Source organism: Citrobacter freundii complex sp. CFNIH4, assembly GCF_002934505.1.
Lineage (GTDB): Bacteria > Pseudomonadota > Gammaproteobacteria > Enterobacterales > Enterobacteriaceae > Citrobacter > Citrobacter freundii.
Window position 1 is genome coordinate 1651579 of the sequence record NZ_CP026231.1, and the last position, 21645, is coordinate 1673223.

The window sequence follows — 21645 nt, forward strand, 5'->3', positions numbered from 1 at the left end:
ATAACGGTGGAGTTAGTGATGCTGAAGCGTTTCTTTATTACAGGTACAGACACTTCTGTTGGGAAGACCGTGGTTTCCCGCGCATTACTACAAGCGTTAGCGTCAGGGGGTAAAAGCGTTGCGGGTTACAAACCTGTAGCCAAAGGTAGCAAAGAGACGCCCGAAGGTCTGCGCAACAAAGATGCGCTGGTGCTGCAAAGCGTGTCCACTATCGAACTGCCTTACGAAGCGGTCAACCCGATTGCGCTCAGCGAAGACGAAAGTAGCGTAGCGCATAGTGGTCCGGTCAATTACACCCTGTTATCCAACGGTCTCGCAAGCCTCAGCGAAAAAGTCGATCACGTTGTCGTGGAAGGCACCGGAGGCTGGCGTAGCTTGATGAACGATCTGCGTCCGTTATCGGAATGGGTGGTGCAGGAACAACTGCCGGTGCTGATGGTTGTGGGTATCCAGGAAGGCTGTATTAATCATGCCATCCTCACCGCACAGGCGATTGCCAGCGACGGACTGCCGCTGATTGGCTGGGTCGCGAACCGAATCAACCCGGGGCTGGCGCATTATGCGGAAATCATTGATGTGCTGGGTAAAAAATTACCTGCCCCGCTTATCGGTGAACTGCCTTATCTGCCTCGTGCAGAGCAGCGTGAGCTGTCGCAGTACATCCGTCTGTCAATGCTCGGCAGCGTGCTGTCGGTAGATAGAGTCGTGGCGTAACGTACGCGACAGCACCGACGCCAGGACACAGGCAATCAGTAATCCGGGGAGCAGGCGATACTCCCCGGTCATTTCACAAACCATCAAGGTCGACATTATTGGTGCATGCGTGGTAGCAGCCAGTAGCGTGGCCATCCCCGTTAAGCCCAGCAAAATAGCAATTTCATCCGAGCCCGGAAGCCATAATCCCCATACCTGACCCAGCAGCATGCCCACCGACAAGCCGACAAACAGCGTTGGCGTAAACACGCCACCTGGCGCACCGGATCCACTGCTGGCAAGCACCGCCAGTAATTTGCAGATAAAAATCCCGCTAACTACGGCCAGCAGCGGTGGCGAAAGTAAATATGACTGCACCACGCTGTAGCCATTACCCCAGACTGCAGGCGTGAGCAATGAAAGCAGGCCAACGATCAACCCACCAAGCGCCAGTTGCCACGGCGGCGAGAGTTTTAAGCGCAAAAAACCATTATGGCTGGTGGTCATCAGCCACATGAAGAGCGGTCCGCAGAAGCCAGCAGCCAGACCGGTGCTGACAATCATAACGTATTCCAGAGTATGCAATTCCCGAGACAGGTGAACGGTATACAGCAGCGCATTGTTGTCGCTAAGCAGATTGGTGGTGAGTAATGCGACTACGGCGGACACCACTACCGGTCCCAGTGATGCGAGGATCAGCGTGCCAAACAACACTTCGGCAATAAATAAACTGCCCGCCAGCGGGGCATGATAGGCTCCGGCCATACCCGCTGCGGCGCCGCAGGCAATCCATAACTTCCATTCTGTACGTGGGGTAAAGCGTTGAGCAAAGCAGGAAGCCGCCAGCGCCGCCAGTAAAATCATGGCACCTTCGCGTCCGATAGCGCTCCCGCTGGCGACAACCAGTAACGAGGCCAGCGATTTCACCAGGCTTGCACTGACGTCAAATTGTCCGTCGGTTTGTAGAGCTTCCATATAATCAGTGGGAGCCTGTGGGCGTAAACGGTTAAATTTTTGCCAGCCCCACAGTAGTAATCCAGCCGCCAGACCGCCGAGTGCAGGTGTCAGCATACGCCTTAAAGGCGAAAGGTTTGTCGCAGCGTTGACCAGACTCCCCGTGTTATTGCTCAGAAACAACCATTCGAGAAGCAGCATGGCATGACGAAATCCTGCGACGGCCAGCGCAGCAAGGACGCCAATCAACGCGGCGATCAGCAGACGGCGGAACATGGCGCGCAGGTCAGGATAAGCATGTAAATGATGCATGTGTGGCCAGAGAGGAAGTTTCAGACGTTTTATTTTGCGGCTATTTGACAACAGAAGCAAAAGCTCAGCGTGCGCAACAGGATGCACCACAGGCAGTATGCATCCTGCCTGTGACGAAATTAACGAAACAAAGGCTTATCGGCTACCGGGATCAATAACTGTGATTGCCACTGTGCCAGCGTCAGACGCGCCAACTCACCCAGCGCCTGATAGAACGGGTGATCGGCTTTTTCGATAAACACATTAAGGAAGCGCGATGACCATGGGAACAGATGCCAGGCCAGCAGCTGTTCGCACTCGGTGTGGCGTTCGTTCTCAGCAAGCCAGGCCGTCAGCAACAGTAGTGAACCAAAGTGATCTTCCGGCTCATTTTGCTGCATAGCAAACTGGATACCGTTGTCACGCATCCACTGACGCAGAGCCAGCGTGGAGTCGCCAAACAACACGTTTTCACGATCCAGCCAGACGGATCCCCAGGGCGGAGAAGGGAGCGCATAAGGGCCAACAAACAGACGTTGCCAGGCCTGCGTGAGAGACTCATCGGCCTCAGCCTGAAACTGTGCAACTAACGGCGAAAGCGTTGTCTTTTCAAGCGGCCACTGCGCCTGCCAACCATCGTTGCTTAACGCACTGACCAGTGCCGAAGCTTCGGCACTGTCTGGGGCATAGTAAAACAGCGCGCCGAGCACACGCGCTGCGGTGGAAAAGTTGTCACGTTGTGAAAAATGGGTCATGCAAACAATCCTGAAAAGTGCGGGTTGCCCCGCACCCGAAAATTAACCTGCGACAGCCATTCCGACTGTCATATGTAAACCGTAAAACAAGCCGCGGCCAATGATTTCACCGGCGAGGACGGACACTAAGCCCAGCGCCAGTCCGCCGACGGGCGGTTCTTTGCGACGGACAAGCGGGCATATCCAGCAGCCCAGCCCCGCAACCAGCAGGAGGATGCGCCAGACCTGCAGGCTTGCGTAGTCGGGCACCAGCGCGCCAGCGTTTTGTACCGAACTGTGGATTTCGCCGAGCGACAGTCCCTGCAGCACAACAACAGCCACGGTCACCAGCAGGGCCAGCACGCTGATACCGGCGAATCTGGCAGGGCTGCAGGAAACACCCGCAGCCCGCAGCAGCAGGGCGGCAAACAGTGGTCCACTGAGCAGCATCGTCATGAAAAACGCCAGTGTAGTATAGCCATTATACCAGGTTGGGACGGTGTCTATCTGGTAGACGTTGGTCATCGCATAGACAAATACCAGGCCCAGCAACATGCTCAACAGCAGCCAGATTTTACCTAACGTTGCGGGCATTCTACCGAGAAACGCCACCAGCCACCACAGGCCACCGACAGCGAAAAACAGCGAACCGCTGGCAATTTCGTTACTCAGCGCCGATGCGCCAATTCGGTTCAGCGAGTTAAACGCGCGCAGCGGCGAACCTAAATGTATGACTGAGGCGAGAAAGGCGATGCCCATCACCAGCCACAGAAAAAACATGCTGCGCACAATACGCTGCTTTACCGCATCGTCTTTAGTGGTTAGCCAGCCGTAGCCACTTACGATCAGCGCCCCGGCTACGCACTGGCCCAGCACCGTGAACAGTACCAGCGGCCATTCATGCCATCCATTTCCCATTTTACACCTCCTTTGGATTAGCCAGAAAACCCGTGGTATCCCCGGTCGGGCGGCAATTGGCGTTTGGTTTGATCACAATACTCGGTCTGGTGAAGTGCGCACCCGGCAGCGGGGCGACGGCTGCCAGATCACCATGTTTTTTGCGCAGCTCATCAATGGGACCGAAGTCCAGCGCACGCAGCGGACAGGACTCGACGCAGACAGGCTTTTTGCCGTCTGCCACGCGGTCATGACAGCCATCGCACTTGGTCATATGCCCTTTGGCGGCATTGTACTGCGGTGCGCCGTACGGACAGGCCATGTGGCAGTAACGACAGCCAATACACACATCTTCATCAACGACCACAAAACCATCATCACGTTTATGCATAGCCCCGCTGGGGCAAACCTTGGTACAGGCCGGATCTTCACAGTGGTTACAGGCAATGGAGAGGTAGTAGGCGAAAACGTTCTGTCGCCAGACGCCGTTGTCTTCCTGCCAGTCACCTCCGGCGTATTCGTAAATCCGGCGGAAACTGACGTCGGGCGTGAGATCCTTGTAGTCTTTGCAGGCCAGTTCGCAGGTTTTGCATCCGGTGCAACGACTGGAATCAATAAAAAATCCATACTGAGTTGTCATGGGTTAGTCCTTAAACCTTCTCGATCTCGACCAGATTAGTGTGCTGTGGGTTGCCTTTTGCCAGCGGTGAAGGGCGCTGTGTTGTCAGCGTATTGACGCAGGCGCCATGATCAATTTTGTCGCCGGTCATATCGGCATCGTGCCATGCACCCTGGCCCATTGCGCTGACGCCAGGCAGGATCCGCGGCGTCACTTTGGCCGCAATACGTACTTCACCGCGGTCGTTAAAGACCCGCACCATATCGCCATTTGCAATACCACGCTTTTGGGCATCGACAGGGTTGATCCACACTTCCTGACGGCAGGACGCCTGCAGAACATCGATATTGCCGTAGCTGGAGTGCGTACGGGATTTGTAATGGAAGCCAAACAACTGCAGCGGAAATGCGCTGCGTTTCGGATCATCCCACCCTTCAAACGTAGAGGCGTAGACGGGAAGCGGACTAATTACTTCGTCCTTTTGCAACTCCCAGGTATTGGCTATTTTCGCCAGTCGACTGGAATAAATTTCAATCTTTCCGGACGGTGTTTTGAGCGGATTGGCCTGCGGATCGTCGCGGAATTTTTTATAAGCGACAAAATGCCCGTTAGGGTCTTTACGTTTATAGATCCCCATTTTTTTCAGCTCGTCATAGGAAGGCAGCGCGGGGTCTTTGGCCAGCATTTTTGCATACAAATACTGGAGCCACTGTTCCTGAGTACGGCCTTCCGTAAAGCGTTGATAAATATCATTGCCAAGGCGTTTGGCGACTTCGCTCATTATCCAGTAGATCGGTTTACGCTCGAACTTCGGTGACGTCGTGGGTTGAATAAAAATGAGGTATCCCATGTTGCCCGCATAGTCGTTAGGAATAATGTCTTCCTGTTCGACGGTCATTAAGTCCGGCAGCAGAATATCGGCATATTTGGCCGAAGATGTCATGAAGTTTTCGATGACCACTATCATTTCGCATTTCGTGTCATCCTGAAGGATCTCATGCGTTTTATTGATATCTGAGTGCTGATTAGTAATGGTGTTGCCCGCGTAGTTCCAGATAAATTTAATCGGTACATCGAGCTTATCTTTCCCGCGCACGCCATCGCGGGTTGCGGTCATTTCCGGGCCACGAGCGATGGCGTCGGTCCAGCTAAAGCAGGATATCTGGGTCTTGATGGGATTCTCCGGCAGCGGCATGCGTTCAATCGTGATGGTGTAGGTTGATTCTCGTGCACCGCTATTGCCGCCGTTGATGCCAACGTTGCCGGTCAGGATAGGCAACATCGCGATCGCACGTGAGGTCAGTTCGCCGTTAGCCTGACGTTGCGGACCCCAACCCTGACAAATATATGCCGGTTTTGTGCTGCCGATTTCCCGAGCCAGTTTGATAATGCGATCGGCGGGGATCCCGGTGACATGCGAGGCCCATTGGGGCGTTTTAGCGATACCATCATCGCCGTTGCCAAGTATATAGGCCTTGTAATGTCCGTTAGCGGGGGCGTCGGCGGGTAGGGTTTTCTCGTCATAACCGATGCAATATGTGTCGAGGAATGCCTGGTCGACAAGATTTTCGTTAATCATAACCCAGGCAAGTCCCGCCACGAGTGCGGCATCGGTTCCCGGACGGATAGGGATCCACTCATCTTCACGACCCGCAGCGGTATCGGTATAGCGCGGATCAATGACGATCATCCGGGCATTAGATCGCTCCCGGGCCTGTTCAAGGAAGTACGTTATTCCGCCGCCGCTCATGCGCGTTTCGGCAGGATTATTGCCAAACATTACTACCAGTTTCGTGTTTTCGATGTCGGATGTGCTGTTACCGTCATTTGAGCCGTAGGGATAGGGCATTGCTGCCGCGATTTGTGCGGTGCTGTAAGTGCCGTAATGGCTCAGGAAACCGCCATAGCAGTTCATCAGGCGAGCGACCAGCGAGGCATAAGGAGAGGAGCGCGTAATGTTGCCGCCTACAATGCCTGAGGTGTAATTAATATAAACAGCTTCATTACCGTATTTCTCTACGGTATTTTTTAAACTGTCACTGATGGTATCCAGTGCTTCCTGCCAGGTTATACGTTCGAATTTTCCCTCACCACGTTTGCCTACGCGCTTCATCGGATAATTCAGGCGATCCGGATGATTGATCCGTCGGCGGATTGAACGCCCACGCAGACAGGCACGAACCTGGTGCTGACCATAAAGATCGTCTCCGGTCGTATCGGACTCCACCCATACGACTTCGTCATCTTTGACGTGGAGTTGCAGGGCACAACGGCTGCCGCAGTTTACGGAACACGCGCCCCAAACCACTTTCTCTTCAGCCGGTTGTATCGCCTGTTGTACCGCAGCGGCGGCGGTGCGCATTCCAAAAGGTAATGACAGCCCGCCTGCGGCAAGCGCAAGCGAACCGATAGCCGAGGATTTCACTAACGTCCTGCGGCTGATGCCTCCATATTGCTCAGTATCAGACATAACTCACTCCATTATAGTTATCGCTATATATTAATCTCTACAGCGAAATTAATAGCATGCTAATAATGGAGTGAGTTTACCCATTTATGAGTATGTCATCTTAATGCATATCAAACTGGAGTAACCCTCCGCGCACGGAGGGTGAGATTTATTGCGGTTCGACGACGTGTCCGTCTTGTGCAGATGTGCTATTGGCGGGGGCGTTGCCGCTGTTGGTCCGGGTATAGAGAATTTTGTGCGTATCATTTGCACAATGTCCGACTACCAGTGAGTCAGGTTGATCGGCCTGATCGTTGGGGACTATATTCAGCGTGAAGCTGGATTCAGCTACACCATTATTGATGATGCGTTGTTCGATATCGCTTTTTACGCGTTCGCATGACGCGGGTGCCGCCAGAACCTGCGGGGAAGCGACTACCAACATGATCGCGGCAATTCCTAGTATGTATTTCATCATCAGCTCCTTTATGATCGACTTAAACTAAGATTAGCATTTCTGGTGTAAATAACTGTATTTGCTAATATGATTGAGAATTATCTTCTTATCCCGGTGAAAAATGTGAAGAAACAGACCCTGTTAGGTTTCCTGTGCGTCGTGCTGGTTGGCTGTGATAACGCCAAAGGGCTGGTTTCCTTTACGCCGGAAATGGCCAGTTTTTCCAATGAATTTGATTTCGACCCGCTGCGTGGGCCGGTGAAAGATTTCAGCCAGACGCTGCTCAATGATAAAGGTGAGGTCACTAAGCGTGTCGTTGGTACGCTGTCACAGGAAGGGTGTTTCGATACGCTTGAACTGCACGATATTGAAAACAATACCGGTATGGCGCTGGTCCTGGATGCAAACTACTACCGGGATGCCGAAACGCTGGAAAAACGGATCCGTTTACAGGGCAAATGCCAACTGGCGGAACTGCCTGCGGCAGGAGTGGTGTGGGATACCGACGATAACGGTTTTGTCGTTTCTGCCACGGGGAAAGAGATGAAGGTGCAATATAGATATGATGCGGAAGGCTACCCGCTGGGTAAAACAACCGTTAATAAGGACAATACCTTACAGGTTGATGCCAAACCGTCGGTCGACCCGTTGAAGAAGCTGGATTACACCGCGGTGAGCCTGCTCAACAATCATCCGGTAGGCAACGTCAAACAAACGTGCAAATACGATGAATACGCAAATCCGGTCAACTGCCAGCTCGTTATCGTTGACGAGAGCGTGAAGCCGGCAGTTGAACACCATTACTCAATTGAAAACACCATCGCGTACTATTAGTCAGACTTTATTGAGCGGTAGGTTGCAGCAGGTTAGGACCTGACGTTTTATGTTCTGCCAGATACTGCTGCTGGAAGATACACATACGTATAGTGTTGCGGTATTGGCCGTTGATAAAGAATTCATGAATCAGCTCGCCTTCGACCATAAAGCCAAGTTTACGGTAGATGTGGATAGCTTTTTCGTTCTCTTTATCAACGATCAGATACAGCTTATATAAATTGAGTACGGTAAAGCCGTAATCCATCGCCAGCTTAGCAGCCCGGGAAGCCAGACCTTTGCCCTGATAATCAGGGGAAATAATGATCTGGAATTCCGCCCGTCGGTGCACATGGTTAATTTCAACCAGTTCCACGAGTCCGGCTTTTTCACCGTCGCATTCCACCACAAAGCGACGTTCGCTTTGGTCGTGAATGTGTTTGTCATACAGGTCTGACAGCTCAACAAACGCTTCGTAAGGTTCTTCAAACCAGTAACGCATTACGCTGGCGTTATTATCAAGCTGATGGACGAATCGTAAATCTTCACGCTCCAGCGGGCGCAACTTAACACTGAGGGCGCTAGTCATATCGTATCCTTTCAATATCCTTCAAAGTGCAATGATTATGGGGCAACGGTGCGGCCAGTACGGCGGTCAAGGCAGCGCAATGTGTTAGGTTCCCAGTACGCATTAATATTTGCGCTCTGTTCGCATTTATCACGGCTATCAAAGGCTGTATCGGCTTTGTCCCACTCTTTCTCTGCACGTTTGTTGACTTTCTGGCGAAGCTGACGCGTATCGTTCCATTGTTCCTTTTCCATTGCTGCTTGTTGACGACTTTGCGCACTGTCCCCGGATTCAATGACCAGTTTACTGGTTTCAGCAAATGCGGAAGAGGTGTACACAGCCGCAGCCAGCGTCAGCATAGCCGTCAGGCACAGGCGTTTGGTCAGTGTAATTTTCATGGCGAATTCCTTTTATGGGAAAGGGTAAAAACGATAAAACAGGGTTAAATTCTACACTATTCCGGTTTGCGGGCATACCCACCCGGTGGATATGGATACGCTAACGAGATTCTGTCGTATCATAGTTAAACCGAAGGTAACTGAATAACATCAATGCTTAAGACCACATTTCTTTTTTTCGTCACCGCGTTATGCGAAATCATTGGCTGCTTTTTACCCTGGCTTTGGCTTAAGCGAGGGGCTACAGCCTGGTTGCTGATACCCGCCGGGATGTCACTGGCTTTATTCGTCTGGTTGCTGACACTGCATCCGGCAGCCAGCGGGCGTGTATACGCAGCCTATGGCGGTGTTTACGTGGTGACCGCGCTGCTATGGCTACGCATTGTCGATGGTGTAAAACTCAGTTTGTATGACTGGTCTGGCGCGCTGGTGGCGTTGTGCGGCATGTTGATCATTGTGGCTGGATGGGGGCGCGCATAGCGCCTTTTTTGTGATCAAGCAGAGTTTTTTTGATATCTATACTTGTATGGTAGTAGCTCAATTGGGTAAATTTCATGCATCACAAGAACAGATGTAGGGAATAAGAAATGAAGATTGTTGGGGCTGATGTTTTTGTTACCTGTCCTGGGCGTAATTTTGTGACGTTGAAAATTACGACAGAAGATGGGCTCACCGGGCTGGGAGATGCCACATTAAATGGACGCGAGCTGTCCGTGGCGTCGTATCTGAAAGATCACGTGTGTCCGCAGCTTATTGGTCGCGATGCGCATCGTATTGAGGATATCTGGCAGTTTTTCTACAAAGGCGCGTACTGGCGTCGTGGGCCGGTCACCATGTCGGCGATTTCCGCAGTGGATATGGCATTGTGGGACATCAAAGCGAAAGCAGCCAATATGCCGTTGTACCAGTTACTCGGCGGTGCTTCTCGTGAAGGAGTTATGGTTTATTGCCACACCACTGGCCATACCGTGGATGACGTACTGGAAGATTATGCGCGTCATAAAGAAATGGGTTTTAAAGCGATTCGCGTACAGTGTGGCGTACCGGGCATGAAAACCACTTACGGTATGTCTAAAGGCAAAGGACTGGCCTATGAACCTGCCACTAAAGGGCAATGGCCGGAAGAACAGTTATGGTCAACGGAGAAATATCTCGATTTCACGCCAAAACTGTTTGAAGCCGTGCGCGATAAATTCGGTTTCAACGAACATCTCCTGCACGACATGCATCACCGTCTGACGCCAATTGAAGCGGCCCGTTTTGGCAAAAGCATTGAGCAATATCGTCTGTTCTGGATGGAAGACCCAACCCCAGCTGAAAACCAGGAGTGCTTCCGCCTGATCCGCCAGCATACCGTCACGCCGATTGCGGTAGGGGAAGTGTTCAATAGCATCTGGGACTGCAAACAGCTGATCGAAGAACAACTGATCGACTATATCCGCACCACCATCACCCATGCAGGTGGTGTCACCGGTATGCGCCGGATTGCTGATTTCGCGTCGCTGTATCAGGTACGTACCGGTTCACATGGACCTTCCGATCTATCGCCTGTGTGCATGGCCGCCGCGCTGCATTTTGATCTGTGGGTTCCGAACTTCGGCGTACAGGAATATATGGGCTATTCCGAGCAGATGCTGGAAGTGTTCCCACATAACTGGACATTTGATAACGGCTATATGCACCCAGGAGACAAACCCGGCCTTGGGATCGAGTTTGACGAAAAACTGGCGGCGAAATATCCGTATGACCCTGCATATCTGCCTGTTGCTCGCCTGGAAGATGGCACGCTGTGGAACTGGTAAATATAAATTTTACGTACGAAAGATGTTGATTAACCCAATACCCTACAGAAGGTTAAACTTATGGTTAGTTCAGTCGATATTAAAAACAACGTAGATAATAAGCCCATTATTCGCCGAGTGGCTTCAGCATCCGCAATTGGTACTGCTGCTGAGTATTATGATTTTTTTGCATATGGCACAGCAGCTGTACTCTTTTTTGGCCATTTATTTTTCCCAAGTGATGATCCGTTAATTAGTACACTCGCGGCTTTTGCTACCTATGCTGTTGGTTTCCTCGCAAGACCATTAGGCGGAATTGTCTTTGGACATATTGGCGATAAAGTTGGACGCAAAAAAGCTCTGGTGATTACGATATTAATCGTTGGCTTAGGGACATTCTGTATTGGCTTGTTACCTACATACGAAAAAATAGGTGTATGGGCCCCAGCTTTACTTATTTTTATTCGTGTATTACAAGGCTTTGGTGTTGGAGGTGAACAAGCCGGTGCAGTACTGATGACTGCTGAATACTCTGAACCCAAGCATCGTGGTTTTTTCTCCAGTTGGGTTCAAATCGGCGCTCCGGTTGGCTTCCTTCTGCCTTTGGCACTCTTTGCGTTGTTGAATGCCACGCTTTCTCCAGAGGCAATGATGGATTATGGGTGGCGTATACCGTTCCTGTTAAGCCTGCTACTGGTTATTGTTGGGCTGTTTATCCGCTTAAAAATTGATGAGTCACCAGTCTTTGCTCAGATTAGGGAGACAAAAGCAGAAGAATCGCGACCATTAGTCGAAGTCATTCGTGATTTCCCTGGTATTGTTGTTAAGGGAGTGTGCGCTAAGCTTATTGAAGCTTGCACATTTGCTATGTTTACTGTGATTGTCCTTGCTTACGGTAAAGCAAATAATCTTGATGCAAATATCTTGATGGAGACAATGATTGTCGCAGTGATAATAGAAATTGTTGCCATACCTCTAATGGGATCGCTGTGTGACAGAATTGGGCGTAAACCCGTCTATATTATGGGTGCGCTTCTTCAGGTTGTTATGATTATTCCATTCTTCCTGGCAATTAATCAGGATAATTTCTGGCTAACACAGCTTGTGATGATTCTGGTTCTGAGTTTTGGACATAGTATGTGCTATGCGCCTCAGGCCTCTTATTTCCCGGAGCTTTTCCCTACGCACATTCGCTGTAGCGGTATTGCATTAATTTGGCAGTTAGGATCGCTGATAGGTAGTGGGATCCTGGGGCTGGTGGCTGTGAAGATTCTGCAGGTTACTGGTGGGCATTATTATGGACTGGCAACCTACGTGATTGTACTAGGCGTCATCTCAGTCATTGGTTTGCTAATGATGCCTGAAACCGCGCCGCAGAGACTAAAACGTGAATACCAGCAGTGGCAGAAACACTAATCTTCTTTGGCGGCAGTGTGCCGCCATATTCATCTTTCAGGTGGTATATAGCTTAGATATTGATGTCATACCAATCATAAAAAGCTTAATGCAAATCAAAACATACAACCATACAGGCGTTACTCTGGAACAGTCCTGATTTCATTTATAAGTAGGCCATACCATGCAAAACAAGCTCTTAGCGGCAAAGGCTGCACTTCCTGACTACGATCGTACAAAACTGGTTCCGCGTATTGTTCATCTGGGGTTTGGCGCGTTTCACCGCGCACATCAGGGGGTTTACGCTGACATTTTGGCTGCAGACCACGGCAGTGACTGGGGCTACTGCGAAGTGAATCTGATTGGCGGCGAGCAGCAGATTTTCGATCTGAAACAGCAAGATAATCTGTATACCGTTGCAGAGATGTCTGCTGATGCCTGGACTGCGAGAGTCGTGGGCGTGGTGAAAAATGCATTGCATGCACAGGTTGATGGTCTGGAAAGCGTACTGGCAGCGATGTGTGAACCACAGGTCGCGATCGTTTCCCTGACCATAACGGAGAAAGGATACTGCCATTCTCCGGCGACCGGTGAACTGATGTTAGACAATCCAATGATTGCCGCCGATCTGCAAAACCCAAAACAGCCAAAAACTGCGCCAGGCGTAGTGGTTGAGGCTTTGGCACGCCGCAAAGCGGCAGGTTTAGCCGCCTTTACTGTGATGTCCTGCGACAACATGCCTGAAAACGGTCATGTAATGCGTAATGTTGTCACCGCGTATGCCAGAGCGGTGGATGAAGAACTGGCTGCGTGGATCGAACAACATGTGACGTTCCCGTCGACTATGGTTGACCGAATTGTCCCGGCAGTTACCCCAGAGACTCTGGACAAAATTGAACACATCACTGGCGTACGCGACCCGGCAGGTGTGGCATGTGAGCCTTTCCGTCAGTGGGTTATCGAAGATAACTTTGTTTCCGGTCGCCCTGAATGGGAGAAGGCAGGAGCGGAGCTGGTGGCAGATGTCATTCCGTTTGAAGAGATGAAACTGCGTATGCTCAACGGCAGCCACTCTTTCCTGGCTTATCTTGGTTATCTGGCTGGTTATCAACACATTAATGATTGTATGGACGATGAAAACTATCGTCTTGCTGCTCGTGCGCTGATGTTGCAGGAACAAGCACCCACGCTGAAAGTAAAAGGTGTTGATCTACAGCGTTATGCCGATCTGTTAATTGAGCGTTACAGCAACCCGGCACTGCGTCATCGTACCTGGCAGATCGCTATGGACGGAAGCCAAAAATTGCCGCAGCGTATGCTTGATTCCGTTCGTTGGCACATTGTTAACGGCAGTCACTTTGATTTACTGGCGCTGGGCGTGGCGGGCTGGATGCGCTACGTCGGCGGTGTGGATGAGCAGGGCCAGGCGATTGAAATTAGCGATCCGCTGTTGCCCGTGATCCAGAATGCGGTGCGTAGCAGTAACGAGGGCGAAGAGCGCGTTCAGGCGCTGCTGGCGATTGATGCTATCTTTGGTCGTGAACTGCCGCAGGTTGAATTGTTCAAAAACCAGGTTACACAAGCATATCTTGCTTTACTGGCTGAAGGAGCGAAGGCGACGGTTGCGAAGTATGCAGCAAAACTGAAGTAACGAAGATTATGTTTTATGTCGCCATCTGGCTTTCAACGGGCCAGATGGCGCTGTTTTTTCTGGCATTCACACCAATTAGTTCATGCCTAAACGAATCAGCTCGAGGGGGGCATATTTGCCTTCACACCCTTCGATTTCCACTGTTTTTCCGCGGCGAATCTGCTCAGCGGTCAGGCCATCGGTATCTATCGCTGTAATGCGGCCTGTGAGCCCGGTGTCGCTGATCATGACGCGGCTGCCAGTGGTGATTGCGTTACGGTTACGATCGTATGTTTTCATGGTGTTTTCTCCTTTCCAACTTACCGTCAAAGCCCGTGGGCTTTTAGTCCCACGTAACGGGCGCAATATAAATACGCTTCTCGTTAAGGATTTTTTTTGTTTTCGATCAAAATCACAGCTTTTTTTATGCAGTTATGCAGGAGAGGGGAAAACGCAGGAGAAACTCACCCCGGTGTGAGGCGAGCGTAGTATTAATCTTCGCTGAACCAGTCGCTATTTTCCTGACGAATAAGCTGAACGGACTCACCAATTTCCTGGAGATGGAGCATCATTGCGCGCTCGACCGCATCGCCATCATGCTTCTCAAGGGCGGCAAAGATATCGTGATGCTGGCGTAACAGCATTTCAGGCGGGGAAATATGATCCAGGCTCATATAACGAACGCGGTCAATTGTAGCCTTTATATTCTCAACGGTATCCCAGGCGAGTTGGCACTCGGCGATTAAAGCCAGTTTCTGATGAAACTCATCATCAAGCTGGAAGAAATCATTGATCTGTTTTCGGTCAATTGCTATGCGCTGCTGATGCAAATTTTGTTCAAGCTGATAGCACTGTTGGTCGTTGATCAGCGATGCGGCGCGGCGTACCACGGCACATTCAATCGCCTGGCGGACAAAACAACCATTTTGCACCTGCGACAGCGAAATCTTGTTCACATAGCTGCCACGCTGTGGGCGGATCTGAATCAGACCGTTTTCTGCCAGTTTGATGAATGCTTCTCGTACCGGCTGGCGTGACACATTAAAGCGTACGGAAACCTCTTTCTCAGACAGCGGTGTACCGGGTGCGATCAGACAATGCACGATATCACGGCGAAGAATACGGTAAATCTGTTGATTTACTGGCTGTGTAGGGTTGAGCTGCGTTTCTACGGTCATTCATTCTTACTTTTTAGAGAGTTAACCCGGATATTTTATCACTTCTTTCAGGCTATCTATACCCGGCGCAAGGCCGGGCAGATAAATTAGCTCCGATGAATACTCAGCCCGGCAAAAGACTGTGTGACAGGCATCATTTCAAGGGTGTTGATATTGACATGAGCCGGTAAAGAAGCCACCCACCATACCGCTTCTGTGACATCTTGCGGGGTCAGCGCCGTGGTATTTTCGTAGGCTTTTTCAGCTTTGGCATCATCACCTTTGAAACGGACATTAGAGAATTCCGTACCGCCAACCAGACCCGGTTCGATGTCGGTAACGCGAATGGCAGTGCCGTGTAAATCAGTACGTAAATTCAGGCTAAACTGGCGAACAAATGCTTTGGTCGCACCGTAGACGTTACCGCCAGCGTATGGCCAACTGCCCGCTGTAGAACCGATATTGATAATATGACCGCGGTTGCGTTCAACCATGCCTGGCAGAACGGCACGGGTCATATAAACCAGCCCCTTGTTGTTGGTGTCGATCATATTTTCCCAGTCTTCAACGCTGGCCTTATGGGCAGGCTCAAGGCCCAGCGCCAGACCTGCGTTGTTGACCAGAACATCAATATTGCGCCATTCAGCAGGGAGGGCGTCCAGCATCTCTTCAATTGATGCACGATTACGTACGTCCAGTTGCGCGGTATAGAGGCGGTCACCCAATTCCTCTTTCAGTTCCTGCAGGCGCTCCTGGCGGCGTCCGGTGGCAATAACTTTATGCCCATTCTCAATAAAACGACGCGTAATGCACTCACCAAAACCTGCGGTTGCTCCGGTTACTAAAACGATCATCTCACTGTTCCTCAACGCTTTTTATGTAGTACTAACATAGCACGTCATTTCCGTTCAGAGCTATTCCTGCGTAACGCGATTGCGGTTGATTCCTGGGAAGTCTACTCTGGTAAACAAATCGTTTTCAGGAGTGAAAAATGTCGTTAACGAATCCTTTTTTACGTCACAGCACGTTGCCGTATCAGGCCCCGCAGTTTGATCAGATAGAGGTGCAGCACTATCGCCCGGCGTTCGATGAAGGCGTGCGGCAAAAACGTGCAGAGATCGAGGCGATTGTGCAAAACCCGCTAGCCCCTGATTTTGCCAATACGTTGCTGGCGCTTGAACAAAGCGGCGCTTTGTTGACACGCGTAACCAGCGTTTTCTTCGCGATGACGGCGGCGCACACCAACGATGAACTACAGCACCTTGACGAAGAGTTTTCCGCGGAACTGGCGAGCCTTGCTAATGATATCTATCTCAATGAAGCACTCTTCTCGCGCGTTGACGCTGTCTGGCAACGGAGAGGTTCTCTGAGGCTGGAAAGCGAATCATTACGCTTGCTGGAGGTCATCCACCAGCGTTTTGTACTGGCCGGCGCATGTCTGAATGAGACTGATAAAGCGAACCTTAAAGCGCTCAATACAGAGTCCGCCACGCTGACCAGCCAGTTTAACCAACGGCTGCTGGCAGCGAACAAGTCTGCTGCTCTGGTGGTGGATGATGCACGTTATCTGGAGGGACTCAGCGCTGAGGAAATTGCCGTTGCCGCTGAAGCTGCAAGGGAGAAAGGGCTCGACGCGCGTTGGGTTATCCCGCTATTGAACACGACTCAGCAACCGGCGCTTGCGGCGTTACGCGATCGCCATACACGTGAAAGTCTGTTCACCCGCGCATGGAAGAGAGCAGAAAACAATGACGCTAACGATACTCGGGCTATTATTCAGCGACTGGTCGAGATCCGGATGCAGCAGGCGAAACTACTCGGTTTTGCCAATTACGCTGCATGGAAAATTGCCGACCAGATGGCAAAAACACCGGAAGCTGCACTGACTTTCATGCGGGCGATTGTTCCTGCCGCGCGAGCTCGGGCATTAGATGAACAGGCCGAAATCCAGAATGTTATCAATCACGAACAGGGGCAATTTAACGTCGAGGCTTGGGACTGGGCATTTTATGCTGAGCAGGTTCGTCGTGAGAAATATGCTCTGGATGAGGCGCAGCTCAAACCTTACTTTGCCCTTGATACGGTGCTGAACGAAGGCGTTTTCTGGACGGCCAATCAACTCTTTGGCATAAAATTTATAGAACGGTTCGACATTCCTGTTTATCACCCGGATGTTAGGGTATGGGAAATATTTGATCACGATGGCGTAGGTCTGGCGTTATTTTACGGCGATTTCTTTGCCCGGGAATCGAAAAGCGGTGGTGCCTGGATGGGCAATTTTGTTGAGCAATCGCAACTCAATGAAACCCGGCCGGTTATTTACAACGTGTGTAATTATCAAAAACCGGCAAAAGGTCAGCCTGCATTGTTATTGTGGGATGATGTTATTACGTTATTTCATGAGTTTGGGCACACGTTCCACGGTCTGTTCGCCACTCAGCGTTACGCCACGCTTTCAGGGACCAACACTCCGCGTGATTTTGTTGAATTTCCTTCGCAGATTAACGAACACTGGGCGAGTCATCCGCAGGTCTTTGCTCGTTTTGCTCGTCATGTTGTTACCGGGGAGCAAATGCCGCAGGCGTTGCGAGATAAAATGCAGCAGGCCAGCCTGTTTAACAAAGGTTACGACATGACCGAACTGCTCAGTGCTGCATTGCTGGATATGCGCTGGCACGGTCTGGAAAATAGCGCGTTATCTCTTTCGGTCGATCAATTTGAACAACAGGCGCTGGCAGCAGAAGGTTTGGATCTCAAGGCCGTGCCACCACGTTATCGCAGCAGTTATTTTGCCCATATCTTCGGCGGCGGTTATGCCGCGGGTTATTACGCCTATCTGTGGACGCAAATGCTGGCCGATGACGGCTATCAGTGGTTTGTAGAGCAGGGCGGATTAACCCGTGAAAACGGGCAGAAATTCCGCGAAGCGATTTTGTCCCGCGGAAATAGCACTGATTTAGCTGAACTCTATCGCCAGTGGAGTGGACGAGAACCACGAATGGAGTCGATGCTGGAACATCGTGGTTTGAGCGCGTAAGGTTTGTTCAGAGGGGGAAAGTCCTCAATTCAGCTTAGTTAAACATAATGATGCCGATAAATTCATCATTGTGATGAAAAGGGAATTATGCAGTAGGCCGGATAGCGAAGCGCCATCCGGCCTACTGCTTACTGTCGCTTCGCGCATCAACAACCGGATGTGATGCCCGTTTATTTGAATTATCTAAGAAAAGAACCCTGCAATTTAACGTCCTTACCGGAAAAAGTTACTTTTACTCTGTGCGACAATCATTGTTCCAAAACGTTGAACTTCATAGAGGTCTTAAACATGCCTGAACGTACAGAACTTGTTGATAAAATCGTCCTTAACAGTCTGCAAACCTACTTTGAGAATTGGCCACTGGCGACAGCAGAGGATATTGTAATTTTTATCCTGACCGTAACAACTCTGACGGTAGCATCACTGACACTGGACATTCATAGCTATAAAAAGCTTAAGGCATACACATCAGCTTTCTTATCGGTTTTTATCTATCCGCGAAAATAAAAGGCTCAATGAACCGCGACCAATTTGAGCCAGGTATGAACTGAGTCGGCGATACTCGCTATGCCGCGACCAGTGGCATAGCGCAATGCTATTGTTAATCGCGGCTTATTAATTACTATTAAAAAATTTACATAAATTTTCTTTTTTATCGTTAAGATAATTCCATCAGAAACGCTCGAACAGGGAGAGAGAACGTGATGATGAGAAATACGAAGGAAATAGATGCAATCATAAATGAGTTGAACAACTCAATTGATGCCCACTACAAATGGCTGGTAAAAATGTTCCGCTGCGCAGTGTCCTCAGATGTTACTCATCCCGATATTACGGGTGACAACGCTCATTCTGTTTGTCGATTTGGGAAATGGATAAATGATCAATCGCTGAACAATGAGGATGGTAGTAGTTATGTGAGCAAGATTTATTCTGCTCATGAAAAAATGCATGTAATAGGAAAGGAGTTGCTATTGGCAATAGTGGAGAATCGTAGCCATCCATGGCATTTCGACAGCTTCCAGGACGCGCTATTGGCATTTACGTCTGCTGTAATGGACTACAAGATATATTTATTGAATATCCGCAGTAATATCGATGTATTAACGGGTTTACCCGGGAGAAGAATGCTTGATGAGTCATTTGACCAACAACTACTCGATGCCGAACCGCTTAATCTCTATATATTGTTGTTAGATATCGATCGTTTTAAATACGTTAACGATACCTACGGCCATTTGGTTGGTGACGTTGTATTGCGGGCTCTGGCATCAAATTTATTGTCATGGACGCGATATGATGAGGTGGCGTACCGCTACGGTGGAGAAGAGTTCATTATCATCATCAGAACAAAAACGGACGAGCAGGCATGCCAGGCGGGTTTGAGACTTTGTCGTTTGATTGGTCAGAAAAAAATTCCCTACTCTGATGGAGAGATCGCTATCACGGTAACGGCTGGCATAACCCGGGTTCAACCGGGTGAAACGCTGGATACCGCGCTTGGTCGGGCTGACAGGGCGATGTATCAGGGGAAACAGACCGGCAGAAATCGCTGTATGTTTATGGATGAAAATGAGCAGATCGCGTTGGTGGACACCAATGACGGGACCTCGTATCCCCTCAGTGCGTGAGTTTTCGAAAACGCTTTGAGGTAGTTGCGTTTCGTTTAACTTTCATTGGGGTTGTTGATGATAGGTTAGCTGACTATCCGTTATCTTCGCAGGGAATTGCCAGATAGCGTATAAAAGCAAAACACAAATCTATCCATGCAAGCATTTACCGCTGGTTTATCCGGCGGTTTTTTTTATCTGTAAATCAGGAAAAAGGTACCACGAGCGCGATTTGGGAAAAAAATGGCCCCTTGTGCAGCTACGCAACAAGGGGCCGGGTCGGTGCAGGACTATCTCCGTTCATCAATCATCCCATCTGTGGCTAAAATACGCGGCCAGCAAACCGGAAAATAAAATAATTCCCAGAACAGCCATAAAAATATTCATATTACCCAGCATAGTAAATGCTCCTTTATCTGTGAGTTTCCTCTCTTACCTTAAGTTCACCTCGCTTATGACTATAGTAGCAATTCAATCTTAAACAAAGGCTGAACTGTGTGATTATTTCGGCTGAAAAGTAAATTTTTGACATGAGCACGTCGAATAAAATAAATAATAGTGACGAGACACATTTATCTGCGCACAAATAATCCTGTTTTTAAACCCTGAGACGCTGCTATGACAGTGTGCTGCTGACACAGATTGTTGCACGTTTATAATGCAGAGTTGTCTCATGGTGGTTCAATTTTTTGTTTGATTAACCCGTTTGGCGGGAAAATGTAATACTGATTTTTGTGCGCGAGATGCTAATCTGTTGATTTTATATGATGTTTTAATATCTGGCATCGTTTTTGCCTTATCACTTCTGAACACCTTTAATTTGCACCGTTTTGTCTGCCCGGCTGCACCGGAGCTTTCAGCAAGTTTAATTTCAGGAGTGAAACTATGCAGCGTCGTACATTTTTAAAAGCTTTTGCACTTTCTGCCTCTGTTGTAGCAATGGGCGTGAGTTTTAGCGTTCAGGCAGCCGACACCATCAAAGTTGGCATCATGCATTCTTTATCCGGCACGATGGCCATATCCGAAACGCCGCTAAAAGATGTGGCGTTGATGACCATCGATGAAATTAATGCTCAGGGCGGTGTGTTGGGTAAAAAGCTGGAACCGGTGGTGGTTGACCCGGCCTCGAACTGGCCCTTATTTGCTGAAAAAGCAAGGCAGTTGCTGAGTCAGGATAAGGTAGCGGTAGTTTTTGGCTGCTGGACATCGGTTTCGCGTAAATCGGTTCTACCAGTATTTGAAGAATTGAACGGTCTGCTGTTTTACCCAGTGCAATATGAAGGTGAGGAGATGTCGCCTAACGTCTTCTATACCGGCGCAGCCCCCAACCAGCAGGCGATCCCTGCGGTTGAGTATCTGATGAGTGAGGACGGCGGCAGCGCGAAACGCTTCTTCCTGCTGGGCACGGATTATGTTTATCCACGCACGACCAACAAAATTCTACGCGCCTTTTTGCACTCAAAAGGAGTTGCCGATAAAGACATCGAAGAGGTGTACACCCCATTCGGACACAGCGATTACCAGACCATTGTCGCCAGTATTAAAAAATTCGCTGCAGGGGGAAAAACGGCGGTGGTATCAACCATCAACGGCGATTCTAACGTTCCATTCTATAAAGAGTTGGCCAACCAGGGCCTGAAAGCCACCGATGTTCCTGTGGTGGCATTCTCCGTGGGTGAGGAGGAGTTACGCGGTATTGATACCAAACCGCTGGTGGGCAACCTTGCAGCCTGGAACTACTTTGAGTCCGTCGATAACGCTGCCAACAAGAAGTTTGTCGCGGATTACCGGGCGTATGCCAAAGCGCACAAATTACCAAATGCTGAATCGGTGGTGACAAACGACCCCATGGAAGCTACGTATGTTGGCCTCCATATGTGGGCGCAGGCGGTAGAAAAAGCCGGAACGACCGATGTGGATAAAGTTCGCGCTGCAATGGCGGGGCAATCCTTCGCTGCGCCATCAGGCTTTACCCTGACCATGGATGCGACCAACCATCACCTGCATAAACCCGTCATGATTGGCGAGATTGAGGGCAATGGCCAGTTTAACGTGGTATGGCAAACCGATGAGCCAGTCCGCGCCCAGCCATGGAGTCCGTACATCGCTGGTAATGATAAAAAATCTGAACAGCCTGTGAAAACCGCCAGCAACTGATCGTG

22 protein-coding genes are annotated in these 21645 nt (G+C 50.0%); 10 read left to right on the forward strand and 12 right to left on the reverse strand.

Features of this window, described 5'->3' with window-relative positions:
- Positions 1 to 18 precede the first annotated feature (18 nt).
- Complete coding sequence (gene bioD / locus C2U41_RS08475; RefSeq protein ID WP_003028922.1) at positions 19 to 714, forward strand: dethiobiotin synthase; 696 nt, start codon at positions 19 to 21, stop codon at positions 712 to 714.
- On the opposite strand, the gene clcB is transcribed toward bioD, so the two are convergent.
- The 6 genes from clcB to C2U41_RS08505 all read right to left on the reverse strand — a co-directional run bounded on the left by clcB (position 670) and on the right by C2U41_RS08505 (position 7115).
- Positions 670 to 1959 carry a voltage-gated ClC-type chloride channel ClcB gene (clcB, locus tag C2U41_RS08480; RefSeq protein ID WP_048241635.1) on the reverse strand — a complete coding sequence of 430 codons (1290 nt, stop codon included), beginning with the start codon at positions 1957 to 1959 and terminating at the stop codon, positions 670 to 672. The genes bioD and clcB overlap by 45 nt on opposite strands.
- A gap of 119 nt (positions 1960 to 2078) precedes the next feature.
- Positions 2079 to 2693 carry a Tat proofreading chaperone DmsD gene (gene dmsD / locus C2U41_RS08485; RefSeq protein WP_048241030.1) on the reverse strand — a complete coding sequence of 205 codons (615 nt, stop codon included), beginning with the start codon at positions 2691 to 2693 and terminating at the stop codon, positions 2079 to 2081.
- Positions 2694 to 2735: 42 nt separating this feature from the next.
- On the reverse strand, positions 2736 to 3590 hold the full coding sequence (locus C2U41_RS08490) for a dimethyl sulfoxide reductase anchor subunit family protein (protein ID WP_016150218.1): 855 nt from the start codon (positions 3588 to 3590) through the stop codon (positions 2736 to 2738).
- 1 nt (position 3591) lies between these two features.
- On the reverse strand, positions 3592 to 4209 hold the full coding sequence (locus C2U41_RS08495) for a DMSO/selenate family reductase complex B subunit (protein ID WP_003843596.1): 618 nt from the start codon (positions 4207 to 4209) through the stop codon (positions 3592 to 3594).
- A gap of 10 nt (positions 4210 to 4219) precedes the next feature.
- Positions 4220 to 6658, reverse strand: a complete 2439-nt coding sequence (gene ynfE / locus C2U41_RS08500; RefSeq protein WP_103848912.1) for a selenate/tellurate reductase subunit YnfE — start codon at positions 6656 to 6658, stop codon at positions 4220 to 4222.
- 148 nt (positions 6659 to 6806) lie between these two features.
- On the reverse strand, positions 6807 to 7115 hold the full coding sequence (locus C2U41_RS08505; protein ID WP_103848913.1) for a DUF1161 domain-containing protein: 309 nt from the start codon (positions 7113 to 7115) through the stop codon (positions 6807 to 6809).
- Between the two features lie 102 nt (positions 7116 to 7217).
- Between C2U41_RS08505 and C2U41_RS08510 the strand changes: the two genes are divergently transcribed.
- Positions 7218 to 7928, forward strand: coding sequence for a YnfC family lipoprotein (locus C2U41_RS08510; protein ID WP_003843601.1), 711 nt, complete (start codon positions 7218 to 7220; stop codon positions 7926 to 7928).
- A gap of 7 nt (positions 7929 to 7935) precedes the next feature.
- On the opposite strand, the gene speG is transcribed toward C2U41_RS08510, so the two are convergent.
- Both speG and C2U41_RS08520 read right to left on the reverse strand, forming a co-directional pair.
- Positions 7936 to 8496 (reverse strand): spermidine N1-acetyltransferase, encoded by a 561-nt coding sequence (gene speG, locus C2U41_RS08515; protein WP_003032379.1) that lies wholly within the window; start codon positions 8494 to 8496, stop codon positions 7936 to 7938.
- A 35-nt stretch (positions 8497 to 8531) separates the two neighbouring features.
- Positions 8532 to 8873 (reverse strand): DUF1283 family protein, encoded by a 342-nt coding sequence (locus tag C2U41_RS08520; protein ID WP_003032382.1) that lies wholly within the window; start codon positions 8871 to 8873, stop codon positions 8532 to 8534.
- 153 nt (positions 8874 to 9026) lie between these two features.
- Between C2U41_RS08520 and C2U41_RS08525 the strand changes: the two genes are divergently transcribed.
- The 4 genes from C2U41_RS08525 to C2U41_RS08540 all read left to right on the forward strand — a co-directional run bounded on the left by C2U41_RS08525 (position 9027) and on the right by C2U41_RS08540 (position 13700).
- On the forward strand, positions 9027 to 9353 hold the full coding sequence (locus C2U41_RS08525) for a YnfA family protein (protein ID WP_003032384.1): 327 nt from the start codon (positions 9027 to 9029) through the stop codon (positions 9351 to 9353).
- Between the two features lie 107 nt (positions 9354 to 9460).
- Positions 9461 to 10675, forward strand: a complete 1215-nt coding sequence (gene rspA, locus C2U41_RS08530) for a starvation-sensing protein RspA (RefSeq protein ID WP_103848914.1) — start codon at positions 9461 to 9463, stop codon at positions 10673 to 10675.
- Positions 10676 to 10735: 60 nt separating this feature from the next.
- Positions 10736 to 12070, forward strand: a complete 1335-nt coding sequence (locus tag C2U41_RS08535) for an MFS transporter (RefSeq protein WP_003836325.1) — start codon at positions 10736 to 10738, stop codon at positions 12068 to 12070.
- A gap of 163 nt (positions 12071 to 12233) precedes the next feature.
- Positions 12234 to 13700 (forward strand): mannitol dehydrogenase family protein, encoded by a 1467-nt coding sequence (locus C2U41_RS08540; protein ID WP_016150223.1) that lies wholly within the window; start codon positions 12234 to 12236, stop codon positions 13698 to 13700.
- A 75-nt stretch (positions 13701 to 13775) separates the two neighbouring features.
- On the opposite strand, the gene ydfZ is transcribed toward C2U41_RS08540, so the two are convergent.
- The 3 genes from ydfZ to ydfG all read right to left on the reverse strand — a co-directional run bounded on the left by ydfZ (position 13776) and on the right by ydfG (position 15690).
- Entirely contained in the window at positions 13776 to 13979 is a 204-nt protein-coding gene (gene ydfZ / locus C2U41_RS08545; RefSeq protein WP_003032393.1) for a putative selenium delivery protein YdfZ, read from the reverse strand.
- Positions 13980 to 14170: 191 nt separating this feature from the next.
- Positions 14171 to 14857, reverse strand: a complete 687-nt coding sequence (locus tag C2U41_RS08550; protein WP_003032396.1) for a GntR family transcriptional regulator — start codon at positions 14855 to 14857, stop codon at positions 14171 to 14173.
- 86 nt (positions 14858 to 14943) lie between these two features.
- The gene (ydfG, locus tag C2U41_RS08555; RefSeq protein WP_003032398.1) at positions 14944 to 15690 is read right to left on the reverse strand and encodes a bifunctional NADP-dependent 3-hydroxy acid dehydrogenase/3-hydroxypropionate dehydrogenase YdfG; all 747 of its coding nucleotides are present in this window, start codon (positions 15688 to 15690) and stop codon (positions 14944 to 14946) included.
- A gap of 137 nt (positions 15691 to 15827) precedes the next feature.
- Between ydfG and dcp the strand changes: the two genes are divergently transcribed.
- The 3 genes from dcp to C2U41_RS08570 all read left to right on the forward strand — a co-directional run bounded on the left by dcp (position 15828) and on the right by C2U41_RS08570 (position 19504).
- Positions 15828 to 17873 carry a peptidyl-dipeptidase Dcp gene (dcp, locus tag C2U41_RS08560; protein WP_103848915.1) on the forward strand — a complete coding sequence of 682 codons (2046 nt, stop codon included), beginning with the start codon at positions 15828 to 15830 and terminating at the stop codon, positions 17871 to 17873.
- Positions 17874 to 18161: 288 nt separating this feature from the next.
- Positions 18162 to 18380: a hypothetical protein gene (locus tag C2U41_RS08565; protein WP_003836310.1), complete on the forward strand. Its 219-nt coding sequence runs from the start codon at positions 18162 to 18164 to the stop codon at positions 18378 to 18380.
- 197 nt (positions 18381 to 18577) lie between these two features.
- The gene (locus C2U41_RS08570) at positions 18578 to 19504 is read left to right on the forward strand and encodes a diguanylate cyclase (protein ID WP_016150225.1); all 927 of its coding nucleotides are present in this window, start codon (positions 18578 to 18580) and stop codon (positions 19502 to 19504) included.
- A 282-nt stretch (positions 19505 to 19786) separates the two neighbouring features.
- Here C2U41_RS08570 and mgtS read toward each other — a convergent pair whose 3' ends face one another.
- On the reverse strand, positions 19787 to 19882 hold the full coding sequence (gene mgtS / locus C2U41_RS08580; protein ID WP_103848916.1) for a protein MgtS: 96 nt from the start codon (positions 19880 to 19882) through the stop codon (positions 19787 to 19789).
- 486 nt (positions 19883 to 20368) lie between these two features.
- Here mgtS and urtA point away from each other — a divergent pair, with 486 nt between their 5' ends.
- A complete protein-coding gene (gene urtA, locus C2U41_RS08585) occupies positions 20369 to 21640 on the forward strand; it encodes an urea ABC transporter substrate-binding protein (protein ID WP_032935773.1) in 1272 nt (423 codons plus the stop codon).
- Positions 21641 to 21645: the final 5 nt, after the last annotated feature.

Bases quoted from the DNA above. Each gene is read 5' to 3' on its own strand.
- dmsD (WP_048241030.1), bottom strand. From the start codon at position 2,693: ATGACCCATTTTTCACAACGTGACAACTTTTCCACCGCAGCGCGTGTG.
- C2U41_RS08490 (WP_016150218.1), bottom strand. From the start codon at position 3,590: ATGGGAAATGGATGGCATGAATGGCCGCTGGTACTGTTCACGGTGCTG.
- C2U41_RS08495 (WP_003843596.1), bottom strand. From the start codon at position 4,209: ATGACAACTCAGTATGGATTTTTTATTGATTCCAGTCGTTGCACCGGA.
- C2U41_RS08550 (WP_003032396.1), bottom strand. From the start codon at position 14,857: ATGACCGTAGAAACGCAGCTCAACCCTACACAGCCAGTAAATCAACAG.
- speG (WP_003032379.1), bottom strand. From the start codon at position 8,496: ATGACTAGCGCCCTCAGTGTTAAGTTGCGCCCGCTGGAGCGTGAAGAT.
- urtA (WP_032935773.1), top strand. From the start codon at position 20,369: ATGCAGCGTCGTACATTTTTAAAAGCTTTTGCACTTTCTGCCTCTGTT.
- ynfE (WP_103848912.1), bottom strand. From the start codon at position 6,658: ATGTCTGATACTGAGCAATATGGAGGCATCAGCCGCAGGACGTTAGTG.
- C2U41_RS08570 (WP_016150225.1), top strand. From the start codon at position 18,578: ATGATGAGAAATACGAAGGAAATAGATGCAATCATAAATGAGTTGAAC.
- rspA (WP_103848914.1), top strand. From the start codon at position 9,461: ATGAAGATTGTTGGGGCTGATGTTTTTGTTACCTGTCCTGGGCGTAAT.
- C2U41_RS08520 (WP_003032382.1), bottom strand. From the start codon at position 8,873: ATGAAAATTACACTGACCAAACGCCTGTGCCTGACGGCTATGCTGACG.
- C2U41_RS08525 (WP_003032384.1), top strand. From the start codon at position 9,027: ATGCTTAAGACCACATTTCTTTTTTTCGTCACCGCGTTATGCGAAATC.
- mgtS (WP_103848916.1), bottom strand. From the start codon at position 19,882: ATGCTGGGTAATATGAATATTTTTATGGCTGTTCTGGGAATTATTTTA.
- C2U41_RS08535 (WP_003836325.1), top strand. From the start codon at position 10,736: ATGGTTAGTTCAGTCGATATTAAAAACAACGTAGATAATAAGCCCATT.
- ydfG (WP_003032398.1), bottom strand. From the start codon at position 15,690: ATGATCGTTTTAGTAACCGGAGCAACCGCAGGTTTTGGTGAGTGCATT.
- dcp (WP_103848915.1), top strand. From the start codon at position 15,828: ATGTCGTTAACGAATCCTTTTTTACGTCACAGCACGTTGCCGTATCAG.
- clcB (WP_048241635.1), bottom strand. From the start codon at position 1,959: ATGCATCATTTACATGCTTATCCTGACCTGCGCGCCATGTTCCGCCGT.
- bioD (WP_003028922.1), top strand. From the start codon at position 19: ATGCTGAAGCGTTTCTTTATTACAGGTACAGACACTTCTGTTGGGAAG.
- ydfZ (WP_003032393.1), bottom strand. From the start codon at position 13,979: ATGAAAACATACGATCGTAACCGTAACGCAATCACCACTGGCAGCCGC.
- C2U41_RS08540 (WP_016150223.1), top strand. From the start codon at position 12,234: ATGCAAAACAAGCTCTTAGCGGCAAAGGCTGCACTTCCTGACTACGAT.
- C2U41_RS08505 (WP_103848913.1), bottom strand. From the start codon at position 7,115: ATGATGAAATACATACTAGGAATTGCCGCGATCATGTTGGTAGTCGCT.
- C2U41_RS08565 (WP_003836310.1), top strand. From the start codon at position 18,162: ATGCCTGAACGTACAGAACTTGTTGATAAAATCGTCCTTAACAGTCTG.